The sequence below is a fragment of the Flavobacterium franklandianum genome, assembly GCF_007097365.1.
In the GTDB taxonomy this organism is placed as follows: Bacteria; Bacteroidota; Bacteroidia; order Flavobacteriales; family Flavobacteriaceae; genus Flavobacterium; species Flavobacterium franklandianum.
Genome location: NZ_VJZR01000004.1, coordinates 104,767 through 125,934 on the forward strand (window position 1 = coordinate 104,767; position 21,168 = coordinate 125,934).

The 21,168-nt window shown below is 33.5% G+C and carries 12 protein-coding genes; 8 read left to right on the plus strand and 4 right to left on the minus strand.

The features are described 5' to 3' along the window. Nucleotides 1–274: 274 nt before the first annotated feature. Nucleotides 275–2,944, plus strand: coding sequence for an MGH1-like glycoside hydrolase domain-containing protein (locus FNW17_RS06860; protein ID WP_144071243.1), 2,670 nt, complete (start codon nucleotides 275–277; stop codon nucleotides 2,942–2,944). Nucleotides 2,945–3,025: 81 nt separating this feature from the next. Here the strand turns inward: FNW17_RS06860 and arsB are convergent, their stop codons facing one another. The 4 genes from arsB to FNW17_RS06880 all read right to left on the minus strand — a co-directional run bounded on the left by arsB (nucleotide 3,026) and on the right by FNW17_RS06880 (nucleotide 5,763). After that, on the minus strand, nucleotides 3,026–4,096 hold the full coding sequence (gene arsB / locus FNW17_RS06865; protein ID WP_143390908.1) for an ACR3 family arsenite efflux transporter: 1,071 nt from the start codon (nucleotides 4,094–4,096) through the stop codon (nucleotides 3,026–3,028). A 2-nt stretch (nucleotides 4,097–4,098) separates the two neighbouring features. Further along, nucleotides 4,099–4,731, minus strand: a complete 633-nt coding sequence (locus FNW17_RS06870; protein ID WP_185964824.1) for an arsenate-mycothiol transferase ArsC — start codon at nucleotides 4,729–4,731, stop codon at nucleotides 4,099–4,101. 212 nt (nucleotides 4,732–4,943) lie between these two features. After that, on the minus strand, nucleotides 4,944–5,414 hold the full coding sequence (locus FNW17_RS06875) for a DUF6428 family protein (RefSeq protein WP_143390909.1): 471 nt from the start codon (nucleotides 5,412–5,414) through the stop codon (nucleotides 4,944–4,946). Nucleotides 5,415–5,430: 16 nt separating this feature from the next. Next, nucleotides 5,431–5,763 (minus strand): ArsR/SmtB family transcription factor, encoded by a 333-nt coding sequence (locus FNW17_RS06880; protein ID WP_143390910.1) that lies wholly within the window; start codon nucleotides 5,761–5,763, stop codon nucleotides 5,431–5,433. A 466-nt stretch (nucleotides 5,764–6,229) separates the two neighbouring features. Between FNW17_RS06880 and FNW17_RS06885 the strand changes: the two genes are divergently transcribed. The 7 genes from FNW17_RS06885 (at nucleotide 6,230) to FNW17_RS06915 (ending at nucleotide 21,116) form a co-directional block, all read left to right on the plus strand. Continuing rightward, the gene (locus tag FNW17_RS06885) at nucleotides 6,230–7,564 is read left to right on the plus strand and encodes a T9SS type A sorting domain-containing protein (RefSeq protein ID WP_144071244.1); all 1,335 of its coding nucleotides are present in this window, start codon (nucleotides 6,230–6,232) and stop codon (nucleotides 7,562–7,564) included. 121 nt (nucleotides 7,565–7,685) lie between these two features. Then, complete coding sequence (locus tag FNW17_RS06890; RefSeq protein WP_144071245.1) at nucleotides 7,686–10,505, plus strand: helix-turn-helix and ligand-binding sensor domain-containing protein; 2,820 nt, start codon at nucleotides 7,686–7,688, stop codon at nucleotides 10,503–10,505. A gap of 291 nt (nucleotides 10,506–10,796) precedes the next feature. After that, nucleotides 10,797–13,928 (plus strand): glycoside hydrolase 5 family protein, encoded by a 3,132-nt coding sequence (locus tag FNW17_RS06895; RefSeq protein WP_143390913.1) that lies wholly within the window; start codon nucleotides 10,797–10,799, stop codon nucleotides 13,926–13,928. Nucleotides 13,929–13,947: 19 nt separating this feature from the next. Beyond that, the gene (locus tag FNW17_RS06900; protein WP_235892983.1) at nucleotides 13,948–15,381 is read left to right on the plus strand and encodes an Ig-like domain-containing protein; all 1,434 of its coding nucleotides are present in this window, start codon (nucleotides 13,948–13,950) and stop codon (nucleotides 15,379–15,381) included. Between the two features lie 34 nt (nucleotides 15,382–15,415). Then, nucleotides 15,416–16,231, plus strand: coding sequence for a glycoside hydrolase family 16 protein (locus FNW17_RS06905; protein WP_143390914.1), 816 nt, complete (start codon nucleotides 15,416–15,418; stop codon nucleotides 16,229–16,231). A gap of 153 nt (nucleotides 16,232–16,384) precedes the next feature. After that, nucleotides 16,385–19,846 (plus strand): hypothetical protein, encoded by a 3,462-nt coding sequence (locus FNW17_RS06910; protein ID WP_144071246.1) that lies wholly within the window; start codon nucleotides 16,385–16,387, stop codon nucleotides 19,844–19,846. 4 nt (nucleotides 19,847–19,850) lie between these two features. After that, on the plus strand, nucleotides 19,851–21,116 hold the full coding sequence (locus FNW17_RS06915) for a glycoside hydrolase family 17 protein (protein WP_394344365.1): 1,266 nt from the start codon (nucleotides 19,851–19,853) through the stop codon (nucleotides 21,114–21,116). Nucleotides 21,117–21,168 lie beyond the last annotated feature (52 nt).

Here is a 21,168-nt window from a genome sequence, read left to right on the forward strand (position 1 = left end):
TGAACAAAATTAATTCTGATAGCTTTTATACAGAATATCTTTTGGATTCTGATTTGACAAAAATTCATCTGGAATACGATTATCTAAAACGTTGAGACTTTTCGCAAAAATAAAGTACCGTCAAGTTCTGTGATTAGGGCAATTCTGTAAATACAATAATAAAACAACTAATAAATGACTTATTGCTTGTTTTAGCTTTTAATTTTTGCAAATTCTATAGTTGTTTTTATACACGTTTTATATAAATTGCGATTCTGAATCAAAACAAAAAAGCATGTCGGAAAGAGAGGTTGAAACTAATGCAGAAAAAGCGCGATTAAAATTAAGAACCGACAATAAAGGTTGGAAAAAATGGGGACCTTATTTAACTGATCGGCAATGGGGAACAGTTAGAGAAGATTATTCTCAAAGTGGATATGCGTGGGGAAGCACCAATCATGATATGGCTCGTTCTAAAGCTTATCGTTGGGGAGAAGAAGGCATTGGTGGGATTTCGGATAATAAACAACACATTTGTTTCGCTTTTTCGTTTTGGAACCACAAAGATCGTATCTTGAAAGAACGCTATTTTGGATTAACGCCAGCCGAATCTAATCACGGAGAGGATGTCAAAGAAATTTATTATTATCAAGATGCCACGCCAACTCATTCCTATCAAAAGATGCTTTATAAGTATCCACAAAAGGCTTTTCCATACGAAAAAATAATTGCAGAAAGCAAGAAGCGTTCTCGCCTTGAACCTGAATATGAATTAATTGACACCGGTGTTTTTGATAATGACGATTATTTTGACATTACTATAGAATATGCTAAAGCCGATGAGCAAGATATTTTAATAAAAGTTACAGTAGAAAACCGCTCAAAAGAAGCGGCTCCAATTACAGTTTTACCCACCATATGGTTTAGAAATACTTGGAGTTGGGGATACGAAAATTACAAAGAAAAACCAACTTTGAAAGGTATTGGCAATTCGCATATCGAAGTCGATCACAAATTAGTAGGACATTTTAACTTATATGCAGAAAATGCAAAAAATATTTTGTTTTGTGACAACAAGACCAATTACGAAAAATTATATGGATCACCGGCACAATCTTTATATGCAAAAGATGGTATAAATGATTATATAATTAATAAAAAAAGACTTAGCATCAATCCTGAATCCCTTGGTACAAAGGCTTCAGTACATTATGATGATAGCATTCCAGCACAAGGTAAAAAAGAATATCGCCTTCGATTTACAAATACTAATCCCGAAGATGCTTTTGAAGATTTTGATGCCTTATTCCAAAAAAGAATTGAAGAAGCCGATGAATTTTATGCTCCAATTCAAAAAGGGGTAACGGACGAAAATTTAAAATCCATCCAGAGGCAAGCTTATGCAGGGATGCTTTGGACCAAACAATGGTATTATTATAATGTTTATGAATGGCTAAAAGGAGACCCAGCTAAACCAAAACCAGAAAGAGGACGAAATGAAGGTAGAAACAGCTCTTGGAAACACTTATATACCTCTAACATTCTCTCAATGCCCGATAAATGGGAATATCCTTGGTTTGCTGCTTGGGACTTAGCCTTTCATACTTTGCCTTTGGCCAGACTGGATCCCGATTTTGCAAAGAGACAATTATTGGTCATTCTTCGAGAATATTATATGCACCCCAATGGGCAAATCCCTGCTTATGAATGGTCATTTTCTGATGTAAATCCGCCTGTTCATGCCTGGGCTACTTGGAAAGTATATGAAATAGACAAGGAAGCTAATGGAGGTGTTGGAGACACTGTTTTTTTAGAACGCATTTTCCATAAATTACTACTCAACTTTACTTGGTGGGTGAATTTGAAAGATGAAAATGGGAATAATATCTTTGGTGGTGGATTCCTCGGAATGGATAATATTGGAGTTTTTGATCGTTCCTATGACTTGCCCACAGGAGGCCATCTTGAACAAGCCGATGGTACAGGTTGGATGGCCATGTATTGCTTGAATATGTTAAGAATTTCTTGTGAAATATCACTAAAAAATCCAGTATATCAGGACATGGCTTCCAAATTCTTTGAGCATTTTCTCCATATTTCCGGAGCAATGCAATCTTTGGGAGACAATCACATAAGTCTTTGGGATGAAACCGACGAGTTTTACTATGATATGCTTCATAAACCTAATGGTGATGCCGAATTGTTAAAAATTCGTTCGATGGTAGGTTTAATTCCACTATTTGCTGTTGAAGTATTGACTCCAGACTTACTCGAAAAACTACCATTATTCAAGCGTCGTGTAGAGTGGATTTTGAAAAATCGTCCTGACTTAGCTAATTTAGTTTCTAGTTGGTTTGTTCAAGGTGAGGGAGAAACAAGATTACTCTCTACTCTTAGAGGACATAGGATGAAAATGATTCTCAAGCGGATGTTTGATGAGGAGGAATTTTTATCTGATTTTGGAGTGCGATCTATGTCAAAATACCATAAAGAAAACCCTTATAAATTTAAACATGATGGCGGAATTATTCAAGTAGATTATGCACCAGCCGAAGCCACAGGGGATATGTTTGGTGGTAATTCCAATTGGAGAGGTCCAATTTGGTTTCCAATGAATTATTTGATTTTAGATTCTTTAGAAAAATTTCACAACTACTATGGCAAAGAATTTAAAGTTGAATTTCCAACCAATTCTGGAAATAAAATGACTCTTAAAGAAGCTTCTAAAGGCGTAGCAAGGCGATTATTAGCCCTATTTATTCCAGATGCTGAAAAGAAAATCCCAATGTATGGCGAGTATGAGAAATTCCAAAAAGATGAACTTTTCAACAAAAATAATTTGTTTTTTGAGTATTTCGATGGTGATACGGGCAAAGGTTTAGGGGCCAATCATCAAACTGGATGGACAGGACTAATAGCCGAAATCATTTGGCATTTGAACAAAGAAGAAGAGGAAGAAGAATAATAATTTTTTTGGAGTTAAAAAAGAAAGGCTCTTTTAAAACAGTATGTTTTAAAAGAGCCTTTTTGTATTATAGTTTTGATTTTATGCTGTTTTAGAAAAGTGTTTTTTTCTAAACCAAAAAGCAACGTTGACCAAGGCTATCAAAGCTGGGACTTCTACCAAAGGGCCAATAACACCCGCAAAAGCTTGGCCACTATTGATACCAAAAACACCTATGGCAACAGCAATTGCCAGCTCGAAATTGTTTCCTGTAGCTGTAAATGCTATGGCACTAGATTTCGAATAATCTGCACCAAAATACTTTCCGATGAAGAAGCTAATCACGAACATTATCACAAAATAAATCACCAAAGGAAGCGCAATTCGCAAAACATCAAACGGAATTTGGACTATTAATTCCCCTTTCAAACTGAACATTAAAACTATCGTAAACAATAACGATATCAATGTTATTGGAGAAATAAAAGGCACATATTTAGTTTCAAACCATTCCGAACCTTTGAGCGCAATTAAAGCATAACGGCTTATGATTCCGAGTGCAAAAGGAATTCCGAGATAGATTCCCACGCTTTCGGCAATTTGTCCAATACTAATGTTCACCTCAAAACCCGTATAACCAAAATAGGGTGGAAGTATAGTGATGAAAACATAAGCATAAACGCTATAAAGTAATACCTGGAAAATACTATTCAATGCAATCAAACCTGCCGCATATTCGCGGTTTCCATCGGCTAAATCATTCCAAACCACAACCATTGCAATACAACGCGCCAATCCAATAAGGATAACACCAATCATATATTCGGGATAGCCATTTAAGAAAAATAAGGCTAATGCAAACATCAGGATTGGTCCGACTATCCAGTTCAAAAATAAGGAAGCTCCGAGAACTTTGGTGTTTTTAAATACTTCTCCCATTTGTTCGTATTTTACTTTTGCCAATGGCGGATACATCATTAGTATCAAGCCGATTGCCAACGGAATATTGGTAGTCCCACTCGAAAAAGAATTGATGAAATTACCACTCGAAGGAATGAAATACCCAATCAAAACTCCTATTACCATTGCCAAGAAAATCCAAAGCGTCAAAAATCGGTCAAGAAAACCTAGTTTCTTTCTTTCTACCACAGGTGCACAATTATTTGCTGACATATTTATGATTTAATTTGAGAGAATACATAGAACATTTCGGTAGCAATTTGCACACTTCTTTCTTCATATTTTTCGGCTTGTTGTGGCGTATTGTCAAAGGCTTTTGGGTCTTCAAAAGTAATTGGAATTCGCAATTCGGCACCAGCAATAAACGGACAACCTTGATCAGCGGAGGAACAAGTCAAAATCGCTGCAAATTCACTTTGTGGATTGAAATCATCGTCGAAAGTTTTTGAAAAACCAATAATTGGATGTTCATTTTCGGCATATTTTATGGCATAAACAGGATTGCTTCCCTCGGCAATGGTTTTGATTTGAAACCCTTGCTTGGTCAAAGTTTTGGCTGACATTGGGAACATTGCCGTAGCTTCGGTTCCTCCTGAATAACAAAACACGTTTTTAATTCCATAATGCGCTGCTGCTGTTTGTGCCCAAACTTGTGCCAAATGGCTTCTTCTGGAATTGTGGGTACAAATCAGGTTGAGTCTTATTTGTTGTTGATTGTTGGTTTTGCCTTGAATAAAATCAATAAGCGGTTGTAAAACGATTTTGCGTTCTTCGAATATGCTTTCGAAGTTTAAAGCTGCAATAATATTTTCAATTTCTGGGAATAGGATTGTTTTGGTTGATGTCATTTATACTGGTTTATATCGTTTAAAAATGAAGTTTGTATTTTAAAATTTTCAGAAAATCATTAATTATGAATTGCCTTTGGCTTTAGCCAAAGGATTAATTAATATTGCAATTGTTGGCTTTAGCCAAATTTTTTTCTATTTGGCTAAAGCCAATTCATATTCCCGGTATCAATTTTTCTACAATAACCGAATCAATTGGAATTTAGCGAAAATTAGCAGCAACTTCCACCTGGAGTGCAGCAGCTTTGTTCGATTTTTATATTTGATAATTTTACTTTTTGCTTTTCGGATGGAATACCGCATTGGTCTTGAGCTAAACAAGCGGTTTGTTTGTTTAGCAAAACAAAATCGTTTCCGTTGAAATCCAAATCGTATTTGCCTATGGTTTGTGCCTGATATTCCACTTCAATTTCAAAATCTTCGGTGCCCAAAATCTTTTCGGACAATTCGATGATGTTCAGCAATTTTTGGGGTTTCAAACGGTGTTCAAAATCGTTGGCATCCCACAATTGAAAATTGACAACCATTTCTTTGCGAACGGTTCCTCCACAATCGATGAAGTTTTTAGTAATTAAACCCACTTCGGTCACGTGAAAATGTTCTGGAACTGAAGTTCCATCAGGCAATAAGAAGTTTACCGCTTCTACTGACTTTAAGATGTTTTTTGCTTGTGATAGTTTCATTGTATTTGAATTTAAGTTAACAACAATTGTTTTTTCTTTTCTCTAGATGCAGGGTAACATCTTGAAAAAAACTTTTTATTTTTTCGAAACCCAGTTCATCAATGCAATAGCAAATGGATACACCTTCGAAGTTTCCTTTGATTAATCCTGCATTTTTGAGTTCCTTTAAATGCTGAGAAACTGTGGGTTGTGCCAAGGGTAACTCGTTGACGATATCGCCGCAAATGCAAGTATCTACTTTTAGTAAATATTCGATTATGGCTATTCGTGCCGGATGTCCTAATGCTTTGGCAAGAATGGCTAATTCATTTTGTTGATTTGTAAAACTGTGTGTTTTGGATGCTCCCATCGTTATATATTTATATTGCAATATTACGATACATATTTATTTAAAACAAATTTTATAAGAAAATAAATGTAATTGTTAATGTGTAATTATTGACTGCAAATCAGTTGAATTTATTCTTTAAGATTTCAAATAGTAATCGTTTTCTAAGATTTAAGTTTACTTTGAGATTTATCAATATTTTATTTATGTTGTATAAAAACGATGTTTTGTGTGTTTTTTTATATATCAAATTTTATTGTAACTTTTTTTTATTATAGCAAAAGCATAAATTTAACTTAACATTACTACATCAAACTATGTTTTTCAATAAAATTAAAAACGAACAGGTTTAAGTTGTAAACCTTTATATTCAGTGATTTCAAACGATTTCGTACTATTTTTTTTTGTATAGTTTTTATATAGTTCAACAAAATAGCAATTACTATTTTGTTGATTAAATTTGAATATTAACTTAAAAATAAATATTATGAAAAAAATTACAATTTTAATTGCACTAATGATAACTTCATTAGTTTTTTCTCAAGATCTTGTAATAGGTTTTGAAGCCGGAGAAAGTGGAGGTGTAAACGGAGGTCCTTTTGGTAACATGCCGGCCCCTGCTGTAGAAGCCGGAACTGGAACCAACACAAGCCAAGTTCTTAAGATAGTTGGAAGTGGCGGTCCTGAAGTTTGGCAAGGAATAAATTTAAATTTAACCTCTCCAGTACAATTGACATCAACCAAATCGATGACTATCGATGTGCTCTCTAGTGCACCAATTACTTTTTTGGTTAAAGTAAATGGTGGTTTATCAGGAGCTCCAGAAGCTGCAGCTGAGGTTACACACAATGGTAATGGCTTGTGGCAGACACTTACATTTACATTTAACACCGCACTAGACGGTAAGGCTGCAACTGCCAATGGCATTTATTCGAGTTTTGTCATACATGCTTATTGGACAGCAGGAAACACTACATTTGCAGGGGTTCTTACACCAGCAAGAACGTTTTATGTAGACAATATTAAAGGCGTTATTGGAACCCCACCCGTAGAACCAGCTCCTACAGCTGCTGCTCCAACACCTCCAAACAGAGCTCCAGCAGATGTTATATCATTGTTTAGCGATGCGTATACAAACATTGCAGTAACAGAGTGGTCAACCGGTTGGGATGATTCTAGTATTGCTGATGTAACAGTGGCTGGTAATGCAACTAAAAAAATTACTTTTGGAAATTTCTTAGGTGTTCAACTTGGGGCATATACAAATGCAACTTCTATGACACACTTTCACATGGATTATTATATTAATGTTGGAACTGATTTAGTTGGAAAAGTTTTAAACCCAAAATTGTCCAATCATGCAGCCATGGCAGGAGAAACTAATGCCCTTTTATTAACCAACTTACCAACAGTTGCAGGTTCATGGGTATCACTTGACGTTCCACTTTCAGACTTTGCTCCACAAGGAGCAGGACCTGCTTTTTCAAGAGAAGCTATATACCAATTCCTTATTTCATCAAATATTGGAATTGTATATGTGGACAATATTTATTTACACAATAATATTGTCTTAGGAACACAAAAATTTGAAACTTCAAAGGTAAAAATGTATCCTAATCCTGTGAAAAACACTTTGACCATCGAGGCCAACAGTGAAATACAAAGAGTATCTGTTTATAATATTTTGGGACAAGAAGTAATGAAATCAAGTCCAAAAAGTAATACTACCACTTTGCAAACCAATGAACTTCAAAAAGGAGTTTATATGGTAACTACAGAAATTGAAGGTAAATTGAACACCTCGAAAGTAGTTAAAGAATAGTTTTTTAGGTTTAATAGTTTTGTTTTTTAAAGGCTCGTTTTAACAAAAACGTGCCTTTATTATTTTATATTTGTTATTAATTTTTTATTTTTTTTACTTTTTATTTAAAACCCAATTTAAAATGCTTAAAAATTTACTTTTTCGATTTATTTTTTGTGTTTTACTGCTCAATTTATCGTTGAGTTTTTCACAAGAGCTACCTCCTATAATTAAATATTCAGCTTTAACCTATGAGGGTGGAAATCAAAACTGGATGATTACTCAAGATAAAAATCAACATTTATACTTTGCAAATAATGAGGGACTTTTAGAATTCAATGGATCTAGCTGGAAACTTTACCCTTCTCCTAATGAAACCATAATTCGTTCTGTAAAAGTCATCGGTGATAGAATTTATACAGGATGTTATATGGAATTTGGTTTCTGGAAAAGGCAGGATGATGGAAGATTAAAATATACTTCACTAAGTACTACTATAAAAAATAAAATCCTTAATGATGAAATCTTTTGGAATATAATAAGTTACGACCAATGGGTTGTTTTTCAATCATTAAATAGAATTTTTATTTTTGATTCACAAAAAGGAAACTTTACAATTGTTGCCACAAAAAAAGGAATAACCAAATCATATAAAACAAATAATTCTATCTATTTTCAATCGTTGAATGATGGACTTTATGAGATTGAAAGCGGAAAAAGTCGGTTAGTTTCGAATGCTCTTATTCTTCAAAAAAACCGAATTGTCAATGTGTTTTCTATAGATGAAGGCCTATTGATTCAGACAGAATTTAATGGTTTTTATAAATTGGCAAATTCTATTTTGTCTAAATATTCGACAGCAGTTGACGCTGAATTGGCCTCTACAAGTATTTATAGTAGCATCAGGCTATCTGACGGTAGTTTTGTTATAGGAACAGTATCAAAAGGGATTTATATTTTGACAAAAGAAGGTAATTTGAAATACCACATTACTCAAATTTTGGGATTGACTAATAATACTGTTTTGTCTTTATTTGAAGACTATGATAAAAATCTTTGGGTTGGTTCTGACAACGGTATCAATTGTTTAAACCTACAATCTCCCATACATAGTAGCACAGATGATACAGGTAATTTGGGAACAGTTTATGCAGCTAAACTGTATCAAGGAAAATTATATATAGGAACAAATCAGGGCTTGTTTTATAAAAATAATAAAAGCAACGAAGAATTTAAATTAATTACTGGAACAAAAGGGCAGGTTTGGTCATTATTTGAATACGATAATACCCTGTTTTGTGGCCATGATTCAGGCACATTTATTATTGAAGATACTACTGCAAAAAATATTTTTTCGTTATCAGGAACTTGGAAATTTCAAACGGTTCCTAATCAAAAATCACTTTTACTACAAGGGAATTATTTTGGGCTTTCAATTTTAACGAAAGTAAATAATCAATGGGTTTTTAGAAATAAAATAAAAGGTTTTGATTATTCTTCGCGATATTTTGAATTGGATAATACCTTTGGAGTCTATGTTAGTCACGAAAAACAGGGTATTTTTAGATTGCAATTAGATACAAAGTTGCAAAAAACAAACTCAATTATAACCTATTCTTCACCAAAGAGCGGTAAAAATTCGGGTTTAGTAAAGTATAATAATACAATCTATTACGCCTACAAAGAGGGTGTTTTTAAATTAGATTCTAAAACAAAACAATTCAAAAAAGATAAATTATTGAGTTCTGTTTTTGAAAATGATGAGTATACTTCTGGAAAAATGATTGTTGATAATTCAAATAAGATTTGGCTATTTTCAAAAAACCGCATACATTATTTTTCAATGAGTAAATTGAGCAATCAACTCAAACAAAATGCTATTCCTATTCCGGCTTCGCTTACTAATGCAATGCCAGGCTATGAAAATGTTACTCAAATATCAAATTATGATTATTTAATAGGCACTACTGATGGTTATTACATATTGAATATTAGTGATTTAGCATCAAAAAGATATTCTGTATCCATTTCTGAAATTACCACAAATACATTAAGCGAGGAGTCAATTTATAGATCAATTAATGAAGAAGGAGAATTTAAATATGACGAAAATAATGTGTCATTTAATTATACAGTACCAGAATACAACAAATATATTAAAGCAGAATATCAATATGTGCTAGAAGGATTTCATGATGAATGGAGCGAATGGAGCACAAAACCAACAGTAAGTTTTAAAAATATTTCTTCTGGGGATTATGTATTTAAAGTGAGAGCCAAATTTGCCAATTCTTCTATCGAAAACACGGCAGTTTATTCCTTTACTATTCTCAAACCCTTTTACAGAACAAATTTTGCGATTTTTATTTTTTTATTATTTTTTCTTTTCTTAACCCGTTATATTCATAAAACATATAGGAATTATTACCATAAACAACAAGAAAAATTAATAGAAGAAAACAATAGATTGCTCGAAATTAAAGAACTCGAAATTGAGCAACAACTGATGAAAGTAGAAAACGAAAAGCTCACACTTGATGTAGACATGAAAAACAGAGAACTAGCTGCTACATCGATGAGTTTAAACAGCAAGAATGAGTTACTCGCTTTTATAAAAGAAGACTTGAAGAAAACTTCGGAAAGTAATAATAGTTTAAGTGTAAAATCAGTTATCAGAACCATCAATAAAAACATTACCGAAGAGGATTCCTGGAAGGTGTTCAAAGAAGCCTTTGATAATGCAGATAAGGACTTTTTGAAGAAAATTAAATTAGCACATCCTTCTTTAACTCCGAATGATTTAAGACTTTGTGCCTACCTCAGGTTAAACCTTTCGTCTAAAGAAATTGCACCATTACTTAATATTTCACTACGAAGTGTTGAAATTAAAAGATATCGTTTGCGTAAAAAAATGGATTTACATCACGATCAAGGACTTGTTGAGTATATATTATCTGTATAGTTTGAGGATTTTATCATTAATCTAACTATACATTACCACAACATTAACGTTTTTTCTTCTTTTTAGGCTGTCGGTTTTTATTTGAGTTCACTTTTAATTAGTCAGTAAAAGCATAGTCTATTTTAAATATCCGAGATTAAATATACTTTTTTTTTGCATTGTATGTTTTTTGTTGTGGTTCTTTTTGAAGATACTTTAGTAAATTCAGATAATTTTACAAAAATATAGTATGTTCGATTTTATGCAATTCATTTTTACAATTTCTTTAAACACTTTAATTTATTAAATAATATGAAAAAAGTTATTTTTTTATTCACGCTTTTTAGTTATTCTTTTTCATTTTTTGCACAATCAGATAAAGTGCTTGTAGACAAAAGCAACGATGGCTTAAAGCTCAAAGTAAATGGTCAAGATATGATTGTTAACGGTATGAATTGGGATTATTCTCCTATAGGAACAAATTTCAATTATAGTTTGTGGAAACAAAAAGAGGATGTGATTCTTAAGGCTTTGGATGATGAAATGGGTCTATTGAAAAATATGGGTGTAAATACCATAAGGGTTTATACAGGTATTCCAAAAAAGTGGATTGAATACATTTATACAAAGTATGGAATTTATACTATGTTGAATCATACCTTCGGACGATATGGATTGACGTTGAACGGAACTTGGGTTGTAAACACTGAATATTCTGACCCAACTACACGAAATCTTCTTTTGCAAGAAGCAAAACAAATGGTTACTGATTATAAAGATACCAAAGGGTTGCTTTTATTTTTGTTGGGTAACGAAAATAATTATGGTCTGTTTTGGGATGGAGCTGAAACTGAGGATATCCCAATTGAAGACAGAAAATCTACTCCTCGTGCCAAAGCGATGTATCAGTTATTTAATGAGGCGACTTTAGCTATGAAAGCCATAGACAATTCTCATCCTATTGCGATTTGTAATGGAGATTTACTTTTTCTTGACATTATTGCAAAAGAATGTCCGGCTGTTGATATTTTAGGTATCAATGTATATCGTGGAGTCTCTTTTGGCGATTTATACCAACGGGTTAAAAATGAATATGGGAAACCAGTTTTATTGACAGAATTTGGTTCAGATGTTTTTAATGCAGTTACTAACGAAGAAGATCAAAATGCACAAGCCACTATTCTTAGAGGAAATTGGAAAGAAATATATGAAAATGCAGCTGGCTATGGCAAAAGTGGCAATAGTTTGGGTGGATTTACTTTTCAATTTAGTGATGGCTGGTGGAAATATGGGCAAACAAAACTGTTAGATGTTCACGATACAAATGCTTCATGGTCTAATGGTGGTTATGTTTTTGACTATGTGCAAGGCGAAAACAATATGAATGAAGAATGGTTTGGTATTTGTGCCAAAGGGCCAACAAATGTGAATGGAAATTATACATTATATCCTCGATCTGCATATTACGTTTTAAAAGATGTACATCAGTTTAATCCATTTACAAGTGGAAAATCAGTATCAGACATTCAAAATCATTTTGCTAAAATTCAAATTTTAGACGCAACACTAAGAGCTAGAGGAGATAAAGCAGCTTTAGAAAGCTCTAAAAGTTCAAAAATTAGATTGTCTAGATTATCTGCAGAAATCAGTACCTTCAGCACTGGTGGAGATTTAATTACTACTCCAGAAGATCCAGCACCAAACAATACAACTTATCCAAATCAATTGGGTTTTGATAATATGCAATCCTTTTTTGTGGGAGTTGAGGGTAACCCTTCATCGAATATGACCGCCAATGTTGAATTTAATGTGTTGGGAAATGTAGCACTAAATCCAATTGATGAAATATTTTATGAAAATAGAGGACGCCCAGTAACTGTAGATGGCCCTAATGGCCCTGTGACTTTAGAAGATAATAATCGTTTTCAAGTTTACAGAGCTAGTTATAAATGGGATGATAAATTATTTAAATTAGACGGATTTTATCGTACAGGTCATTATCATTGGGGTTACGAAGGTGATTTCTTTGGCTTGTATCCCGAAGCTAATTATGGATCTAATTTAGATATATACAGCGGTAAAGCTCCGTATGGTCTAGAAATTGAAGGAAAGAAAATGTTTAAGGGTTTTAAATTGGCTATGGGACCAGAATTATGGTGGGGAGCGAATCCAGCTATTTTACTTAAATATTCTAAAACAATAGGAAAATTTGATTTTACAGGTATTTTCCATGAAGATCTAACACAAAGAACAAATACTCAAACTTCTTATGCGATTCCGCAACCCAAAACAAGACGTATTACCTTGCATTTGAATAGAAAATTTGGAAAATTTGCGGTTGATTTAGGAGGTATTTGGGCTGGTCAACCACTTGAAGGTAGAGATTATCAGGTAGTAAGAGGTGAAGGAGCAAATCAACAAGTGTATATCAATCAAATTGAATCCAAAGATAACTTGGGTGGTAAAATGAAAGTAACCTACACTGGCGGAACTATCAATTGGTATGCGCAAGCAGCAGCTCAAGGATTAGTTGCAGGTGGAGGAGCCGATCTTACTCAAACATTTACGGGTTGGAGACTTAAAGATACTGGAAGTGGAAATCAATACAACTTTTTAACTGGATTGACTTACACCATAGGGAAATTGCAAATAGCACCTAACTTTTTATGGCAAAAACCTTTAGAAGGGCCAATAACTACAGATGTTCCAATTCCGGGAAGACCCAGAAATATTGTTGATGACCCTTTCGTGGTTAGAGCCAATAGAGAACAAGTAGCTACCGAAATATTATTTACGTATGACCCAACTCCTGGTACTTTCGCTTATGATTGGGATAATGATCGTTCTGAAGATTCAAAATTTTTAGTGAGTGCAGGATTTGTTTTCCGTCATTTGCCAACTACCCAAGATGCGGCAATTGGTTTTTTAGCAAATAGAACCACTTTTGCTTTCGAAGGAGCACCACCAGCTAAGGATTTATGGGAAACTAATGCTAGAATTGTTTCAAAAATTAATCCAGATTTAGGATTTATTGGTACAATCTATGGCGGACCTGCTCAAGCAAACGGTAGTGACGCAAGAACTATCGATCGTTATGGTTTAGATTTAAGAATGATTTACAAAAAAGTAAAATTGACTTCATTTATAAAAGTAAACGATTGGGGACCATTCGATTATCATAGAGATTTCAACTTGACTTACCCTTTACAATTAATGGCGGATATCTCGTTTAATATTGGAAAACCGGATTGGTATATCCTTCCTAATACAAGCCTAGGTATTCGAGGAACTTGGCGTTCCTTAGATCAATATTCTAATAGATATTCACCAACTTTCGTACCCGAAAATACTTTTCCTCCTGTGCCAATTTTAAGTCCGGTTGGATTTTCTAATGGTCAAGAATGGGAAATTAGAACTTACCTACACATTAATATCGGTAATTAACCTAATAAAATTTAAAAATATGAAAACATATTCAATTTTGAAATCAAAAAAAATAGCTTTTATCCTGATAAGTTTACTACTTGTTTTTGGATGTCAGAATGACGATGCTGATTTGCAAACTGCGAAAGCATCTAGTATAGCAGAAATTTTTACTGATACTCCTATAGGTATGGGGACTAATTTTTATTTCCCTTATGGAGCAGGTCCGGATAATCCTATTGGATCAAAACTTAATGCTTGGACTGTTGACTCAAAAGTAAGTTACAAAGGGAATGCTTCCATGCGTTTTGATGTACCCAATTCTAATGATGTAGAGGGAAATTATGCTGGAGGTATTTTTAGAATAGATGGAGCGGGTAGAGATTTAACAAATTATGATGCACTTACTTTTTGGGCAAAAGCTTCACAAGGAGTTACCGTTGCAGAGTTTGGTTTTGGAGAAGATTTTTTTCCAAACAAATATATTACAACTATGAGAAATGTTAGTATCGGTACAACATGGACAAAATTTATTATTCCTATTCCTGATGCGTCAAAATTAGTTCTAGAAAAAGGAATGTTTCGATATGCTGCAAATACAAATGATACAAATGGTAAGGGTTACACTTTTTGGATTGACGAACTTAAATTTGAAAAATTAGGAACAATTGCCCAAGGACAAGCATCGATTATGAATAGAACTAATACTTCTCTAACCACTTTTGTAGGGGTTAATTCTAAAATTGACAATGTTGCTGCTATATTTAATTTGCCAACGGGTATTAATCAAGCCGTATCAATAAGCACCTCTTTTTTAGAATTTATTTCATCCAATCCAAGTGTGGCTAGTGTTGATTCGACTGGTTTAGTGACTTCATTGAGTGCAGGAACTGCTGTAATAACCGCAAAATTTGGAGATACAGTTGCAAATGGAAGTTTGACAATAAATTGTGTTGGAACTTTTGTTCATGCTCCAACACCTACGAAAACTGCGGCTAATGTAATTTCTATTTTTTCAAACCCTTATACTAATGTTCCTGTAAATTATTATAACGGTTATTGGGCACCCTGGCAAACAACAGTTTCCAATGATTTTACAGTTAATGGCGACGGTGTTTTAAATTATACCAAGTTTAATTTCGTTGGTATTGAATTTAGCAGCCCAACAATAAACGCAACTGCTATGACTCATGTGCATTTAGATGCATTCTTTCCTACTAGTATTGCTTCAGGAAGACAACTTAGAGTTATAGTTGTTGATTTTGGTGCAGATGGTGCTTTTAACGGTGGAGATGACACAAGATATTCTACGACTTTTACTGCTCCAACTTTGGTTTCAAACAAATGGGTGTCTATAGATATTCCTTTTGCAAGTATGCCAACTTTATTAAGCAGAGCACACTTGGCTCAAATTATATTAGAAGGCGGAGACAATTCGGTTCTCTATGTAGACAATATATATTTTTACAAATAATAAGTTTTCTTTTTAACTTTTTAAAAAATTCCAAATGAATAAAAAAATTCAATTAATTAAAAATAGTATTCTTTTTGTAACAGCCTCTATATTTATAGTCGCATGTTCTATAGACGAGAAACAAACAGTCATAACCAAAACAAAGTTGGTTATGAGTGAAGAATTTAATATAAACGGTGCTCCTAATACTAGTATGTGGAGTTATAACATAGGCTCAGGAGCAAATGGCTGGGGAAACAATGAATTGCAATATTATACCGACAGACCCGAAAATATTGTTATTGAGAACGGAAATCTTAAGATTACAGCCCGTAAAGAAGCATATTTAGGTTCTGCTTATACCTCTGCAAGAATTTTAACTAAAGGGAAGTTCGAACAAAAATATGGTCGAATTGAAGCTCGTATAAAATTACCTTTGGGTAAAGGATTATGGCCAGCATTTTGGATGTTAGGTGCAAATTCCGATACTGTTTTATGGCCACAATGTGGTGAAATTGACATTATGGAATATCTGGGTAGTAAACCAACTCAAGTAATCGGTACTGTTCATGGGCCAGGTTATTCAGGTGGTGAAGCAATCACTAAAGCGTACACCTTACCTAATGATAGATTTGATAACGATTTTCACATTTTTGGAATCGAATGGGGAGAAAATTACATCAACTATTATGTTGATGATGTATTATACAACCAAATTACTCCAAAAGATGTCAGTGGCGAATGGGTTTTTAATCAACCTTTTTATATCATACTAAACATTGCTGTTGGAGGCAATTTACCAGGTTCTCCTAACAGCGAAACAGTTTTTCCTCAAACAATGTTGGTTGATTATGTTCGAGTTTACGAATAAAATTAGAAATGTAAATTTAAAAAGCATTGATAAAACTGTTTTGATTCCGAAAAACAATATTTACAATAGATAGAATATCTCTATTGTAAATAATTGTTTTAATTATAAGTAATAAAACCAAACAAAGTAACACAATTTTAAATAATAATAACGATGAGAGAAAGTTCAACCTCATTAAATGAACACCAAATGGATAATACAAACAACACTGTAGCAATTAATATAATCACAATCGAAAACGAGCAATTCTATAAAATATCCAATTGCGATAAGATGCGTCCTTTTTTTATGAGTATTGTAAGTGATTCCGATCATTGGATGTTTATTTCCAGTAATGGTGGGTTAACTGCGGGTAGAAAAAATGCTGAATTTGCTATCTTTCCTTATTACACAGATGATAAAATAACCGAATTTGCCGATATTACAGGTAGTAAATCTATTTTTCAAATTCGTTTTGATGATAATGTAATGGTTTGGGAACCTTTTTCGGAACGATTCAATCAAAACTACAATCTCACCAGAAATATTTATAAAAACTTTTACGGAAACAAAGTTATTTTCGAAGAAATTCATAATGATTTACAACTGACTTTTAGATACCAATGGAATTCTAGTAATCTTTTTGGTTTTGTAAAAAAATCCGAAATCACAAACCATTCAGGTATAGATTACAACATCACAGTTTTAGACGGGATTCAAAACATTATGCCACATGGTGTCAATAGTGATTTACAATCTAGTACAAGTAATCTTGTTGATGCCTATAAAAGAAACGAACTGCACTCAGAAAGTGGCGTAGGTATTTTTGCCCTAAGTGCCATTATTGTTGATAAAGCAGAACCAAGCGAAGCACTTAAAGCAAATATAGTTTGGTCACAGGGTATGAACAACCCAACTTATTTATTGTCGTCTAAACAACTTCCTGCATTTAGAAAACTCCAAAAACTGACTGATGAAACCGATATAAAAGGTGAAAAAGGCGCCTATTTTATTTCAAACGAATTGCATTTACCTCAAAATTCAACCGAAAAATGGAATATTATAACCAATGTCAATCAAAATCAATCACAAGTAATTCAGCTAAGTGAGTCTATAATTCACGATAAAACGCTGGAAAGACAGCTTTACAACGATATCAAATTAGGAGAGCAAAATCTTATTGCGCTTACTGCTTCGGCTGATGGTTTGCAATTTACTGCCGATAAATTTATTGATACCCGTCATTTTGCCAATACACTTTTCAACATTATGCGTGGCGGAATTTTTGATGATAATTATCAAATTGGCAAAAAAGATTTTACGCAGTATTTAACAAATGCAAATAGTGAAGTCTTTGAAAGAAATCAAGACTTTCTCCTAAATTTAAAGGATGAGTTTTCGTATGTCGAGTTGCTCGATTTGATAGAAAACTACCAAGATCAAGATTTAGTGAGACTTTGCACTGAATATTTACCCTTAAAATTTAGTCGCCGACACGGAGATCCAAGTCGTCCTTGGAATAAATTTTCTATCAATACCCGTAGTGAAGTTGATGGTTCAAAAATTCTAGATTACGAAGGAAATTGGAGAGATATTTTTCAAAACTGGGAAGCATTGGCGTATGCCTATCCAGATTTTATTGAAGGTATGATTCATAAATTCCTCAACGCATCAACATTTGATGGTTATAATCCTTACCGAGTTACCAAAAGCGGATTCGATTGGGAAGCCATAGAACCCGATAATCCGTGGTCCTATATTGGCTATTGGGGCGATCACCAAATCATTTATTTATTAAAATTTTTAGAGTTCATAGAAAAGTACCATCCCGGAAAATTGAACTCCTATTTTGAAAAAGAATGTTTTGTTTATGCTGCAGTTCCTTATACCATAAAATCGTATCAAGATATTCTAAAAAACCCAAAAAACACTATTGAATACAGTCACAGTTGGGAGAAAAAAATCACTGTAGAACGCAATAAAATTGGTGCTGATGGAGCGTTAATTCGAAGTAATAGTGATGAAATTTATCATGTCAATTTTATCGAAAAAATACTAGCCACTGTTTTAGCTAAAATGTCAAACTTTATTCCCGAAGGCGGAATTTGGATGAATACCCAACGTCCAGAATGGAATGATGCCAACAATGCCTTGGTAGGAAATGGAGTTTCTATGGTCACCCTGTATTATTTGCATCGATTTTTGAAAACCTTTCAAAATATTATAGAGTCCTCCGATTTAGAAACCATAAAAATTTCTAATGAAATGGTAGAATTTTATCATGAAGTTCGAGATTGTTTAGTAGAAAATCAACAATTACTTTCAGGTACAATTGATGATAAAATACGTAGAAAAATATTAGACCGTCTGGGAAAAGCAGCTTCTGAATATCGTTTTCAAGTATATAACAGTGGATTTTGGGGCAAGAAAAGAACCCATTCTATGTCTGGTCTAAAAGCATTCACAAAAGTATCTTTAGCATTTATTGAACATTCCATTCGTGCCAATCAAAGACCTGATAAATTGTATCAAGCCTATAATTTGATGTCAATTACTACTGATGGAATTGTTATTTCTAACCTTAGCGAAATGCTCGAAGGTCAAGTAGCAGTGCTAAGTTCGGGATATTTAAGCGCCAATGAATCTTTACAAATATTAGATGCGTTAAGAAATAGTAGTTTGTATCGTCCCGATCAAAACAGCTATATTTTGTATCCAAACAAAGATTTACCTAAATTTTTAGAAAAAAATAATATTCCAAAATCGAGTATCGAAAATTCTACTTTATTGAAAAAATTATTGGCTACTTCAAACCATTCAATCTTAAATATGGATTGTAAGGGCAATTATCATTTCAATGGAAATTTTCACAATGCCAATGATTTAAAAGTGGCTTTAGTGCAACTCAAAAGGCAAGAAGAATTTAAACTTTTGGTCGAAAAAGAGTCGGATACAATTCTTCAGATTTTTGAAGAGGTATTCAATCATAAAGCTTTTACTGGTAGATCTGGAACATTCTTTGGCTATGAAGGATTGGGTTCTATTTATTGGCATATGGTATCAAAATTACATTTGGCAGTATTAGAAGTAATCGAAAAAGCGTATCAGGACAATGAAGACAAAACTGTGATAGACGCTTTGGCTTTGCATTATGTTGCAATTGGAGAAGGCATTGGTGTTCATAAATCGCCAGAAGTTTATGGCGCATTCCCTACCGACCCTTACTCACACACACCTTCGCATCGCGGTGCTCAACAGCCGGGAATGACAGGTCAAGTAAAAGAAGATATTCTAACCAGAAAAGGAGAATTAGGGGTCAATGTACATCAAGGCAAGTTAACTTTTGAACCTACTTTATTAAATAAAAATCAATTTCTACTACAAGGCGAAACGGTGATTTTTAATGATTTAGAAAACAAATCGTATTCTATACATTTAGAAAAAGGAAGTTTGGCATTTACAGTTTGTCAAGTGCCCATAATTTATAAAATTGGTGAGCAGAATCAGATAGAAGTGGTATGCAATAACAACCACACAGAAACTTTTTCATCATTGACATTGAACCTAGAAATGAGTCAAAAAATATTTCATCGTACAGGAGAAATTAGTCAACTAAAAGTAAGTATTAACATTTAAGTAAATGAACAAAATATCAAAATTTGTACTACTTCTTTCAACAATTACACTATTATTTTCGTGTAGTAGCCAACATATGAATTCAAAACAATCAGCAGAAAAAACCGCCAAAGATATTATAGGAAACCCAAATTATCAAGCCATTTGTTATGGTGGATTTAGGGAGAAAACAAGGGATATTGAACCGACTATTGCTCAACTAAAGGAAGATTTGCAACTACTTTCGGCAATGAATATTAAAGTGCTGAGAACCTATAATGTGCATAATAAAGAGGTTTCAAATTTGTTGATCGCCATAAGAGAATTAAAGAAAGAAGACGCCAATTTTGAAATGTATCTAATGCTAGGTGCTTGGATTGATTGTAAAAATTCTTGGACCGCACTTCAGCCTATTCATAATATAGAAAGTGATCGAAATGCTATCGAAATTGCAGAAGCAGTAAGATTATCAAACGAATATCCAGATATTATCAAGATTATAGCTGTTGGGAATGAAGCGATGGTAAAATGGGCAGCCAGTTATTATGTCGAACCTGCCATCATTTTGAAATGGGTAAACTATTTGCAAAATTTAAAAAAAGATCAAAAATTACCTGCGACTCTTTGGGTAACCAGTTCAGACAATTTTGCTTCTTGGGGCGGTGGAGACAACGAATATAAAGTAGAAGACTTAAACCAACTCATAATAGCAGTCGATTATATTTCAATACACACCTATCCAATGCATGATACGCATTATAATCCCAAATTTTGGGGAGTTTTAGAAAGCGAAAAACAACTATCTGAAAAGCAAAAAATTGATGCCGCAATGTTACGCTCCAGAGATTATGCTATGAATCAATACAAAGGGGTTTACAATTATATGAAATCGTTGGGAGTAGATAAACCAATTGCCATTGGCGAAACTGGCTGGTCTTCTTTATCGAGTGAGCTATATGGTGACCCAGGTTCCAAAGCGACAGACGAATACAAATCGGCAGTGTTTTATAAACTCATGAGAGAGTGGACGGATAAAGAAAAAATATCTCTTTTTTACTTTGAAGCTTTCGATGAGCATTGGAAAGACAGCGGAAATCCTAAGGGTTCCGAGAATCATTTTGGATTAATTAATTTGCAAGGACAAGCCAAATATGCTCTATGGGAAATGGTAGATAAAGGCGTTTTTAAAAATTTGACTCGTGATGGAAAGCCCATTACAAAAACATATAATGGCAACGAAAAGGCTCTATGGCTGGATGTAAAAACGCCTTCTTTGTTGAAAAATAATTAATTTAGTGATGAAAAAAAATCAATGCATTTTAAATCGTTTCAAAGTTTTAGTA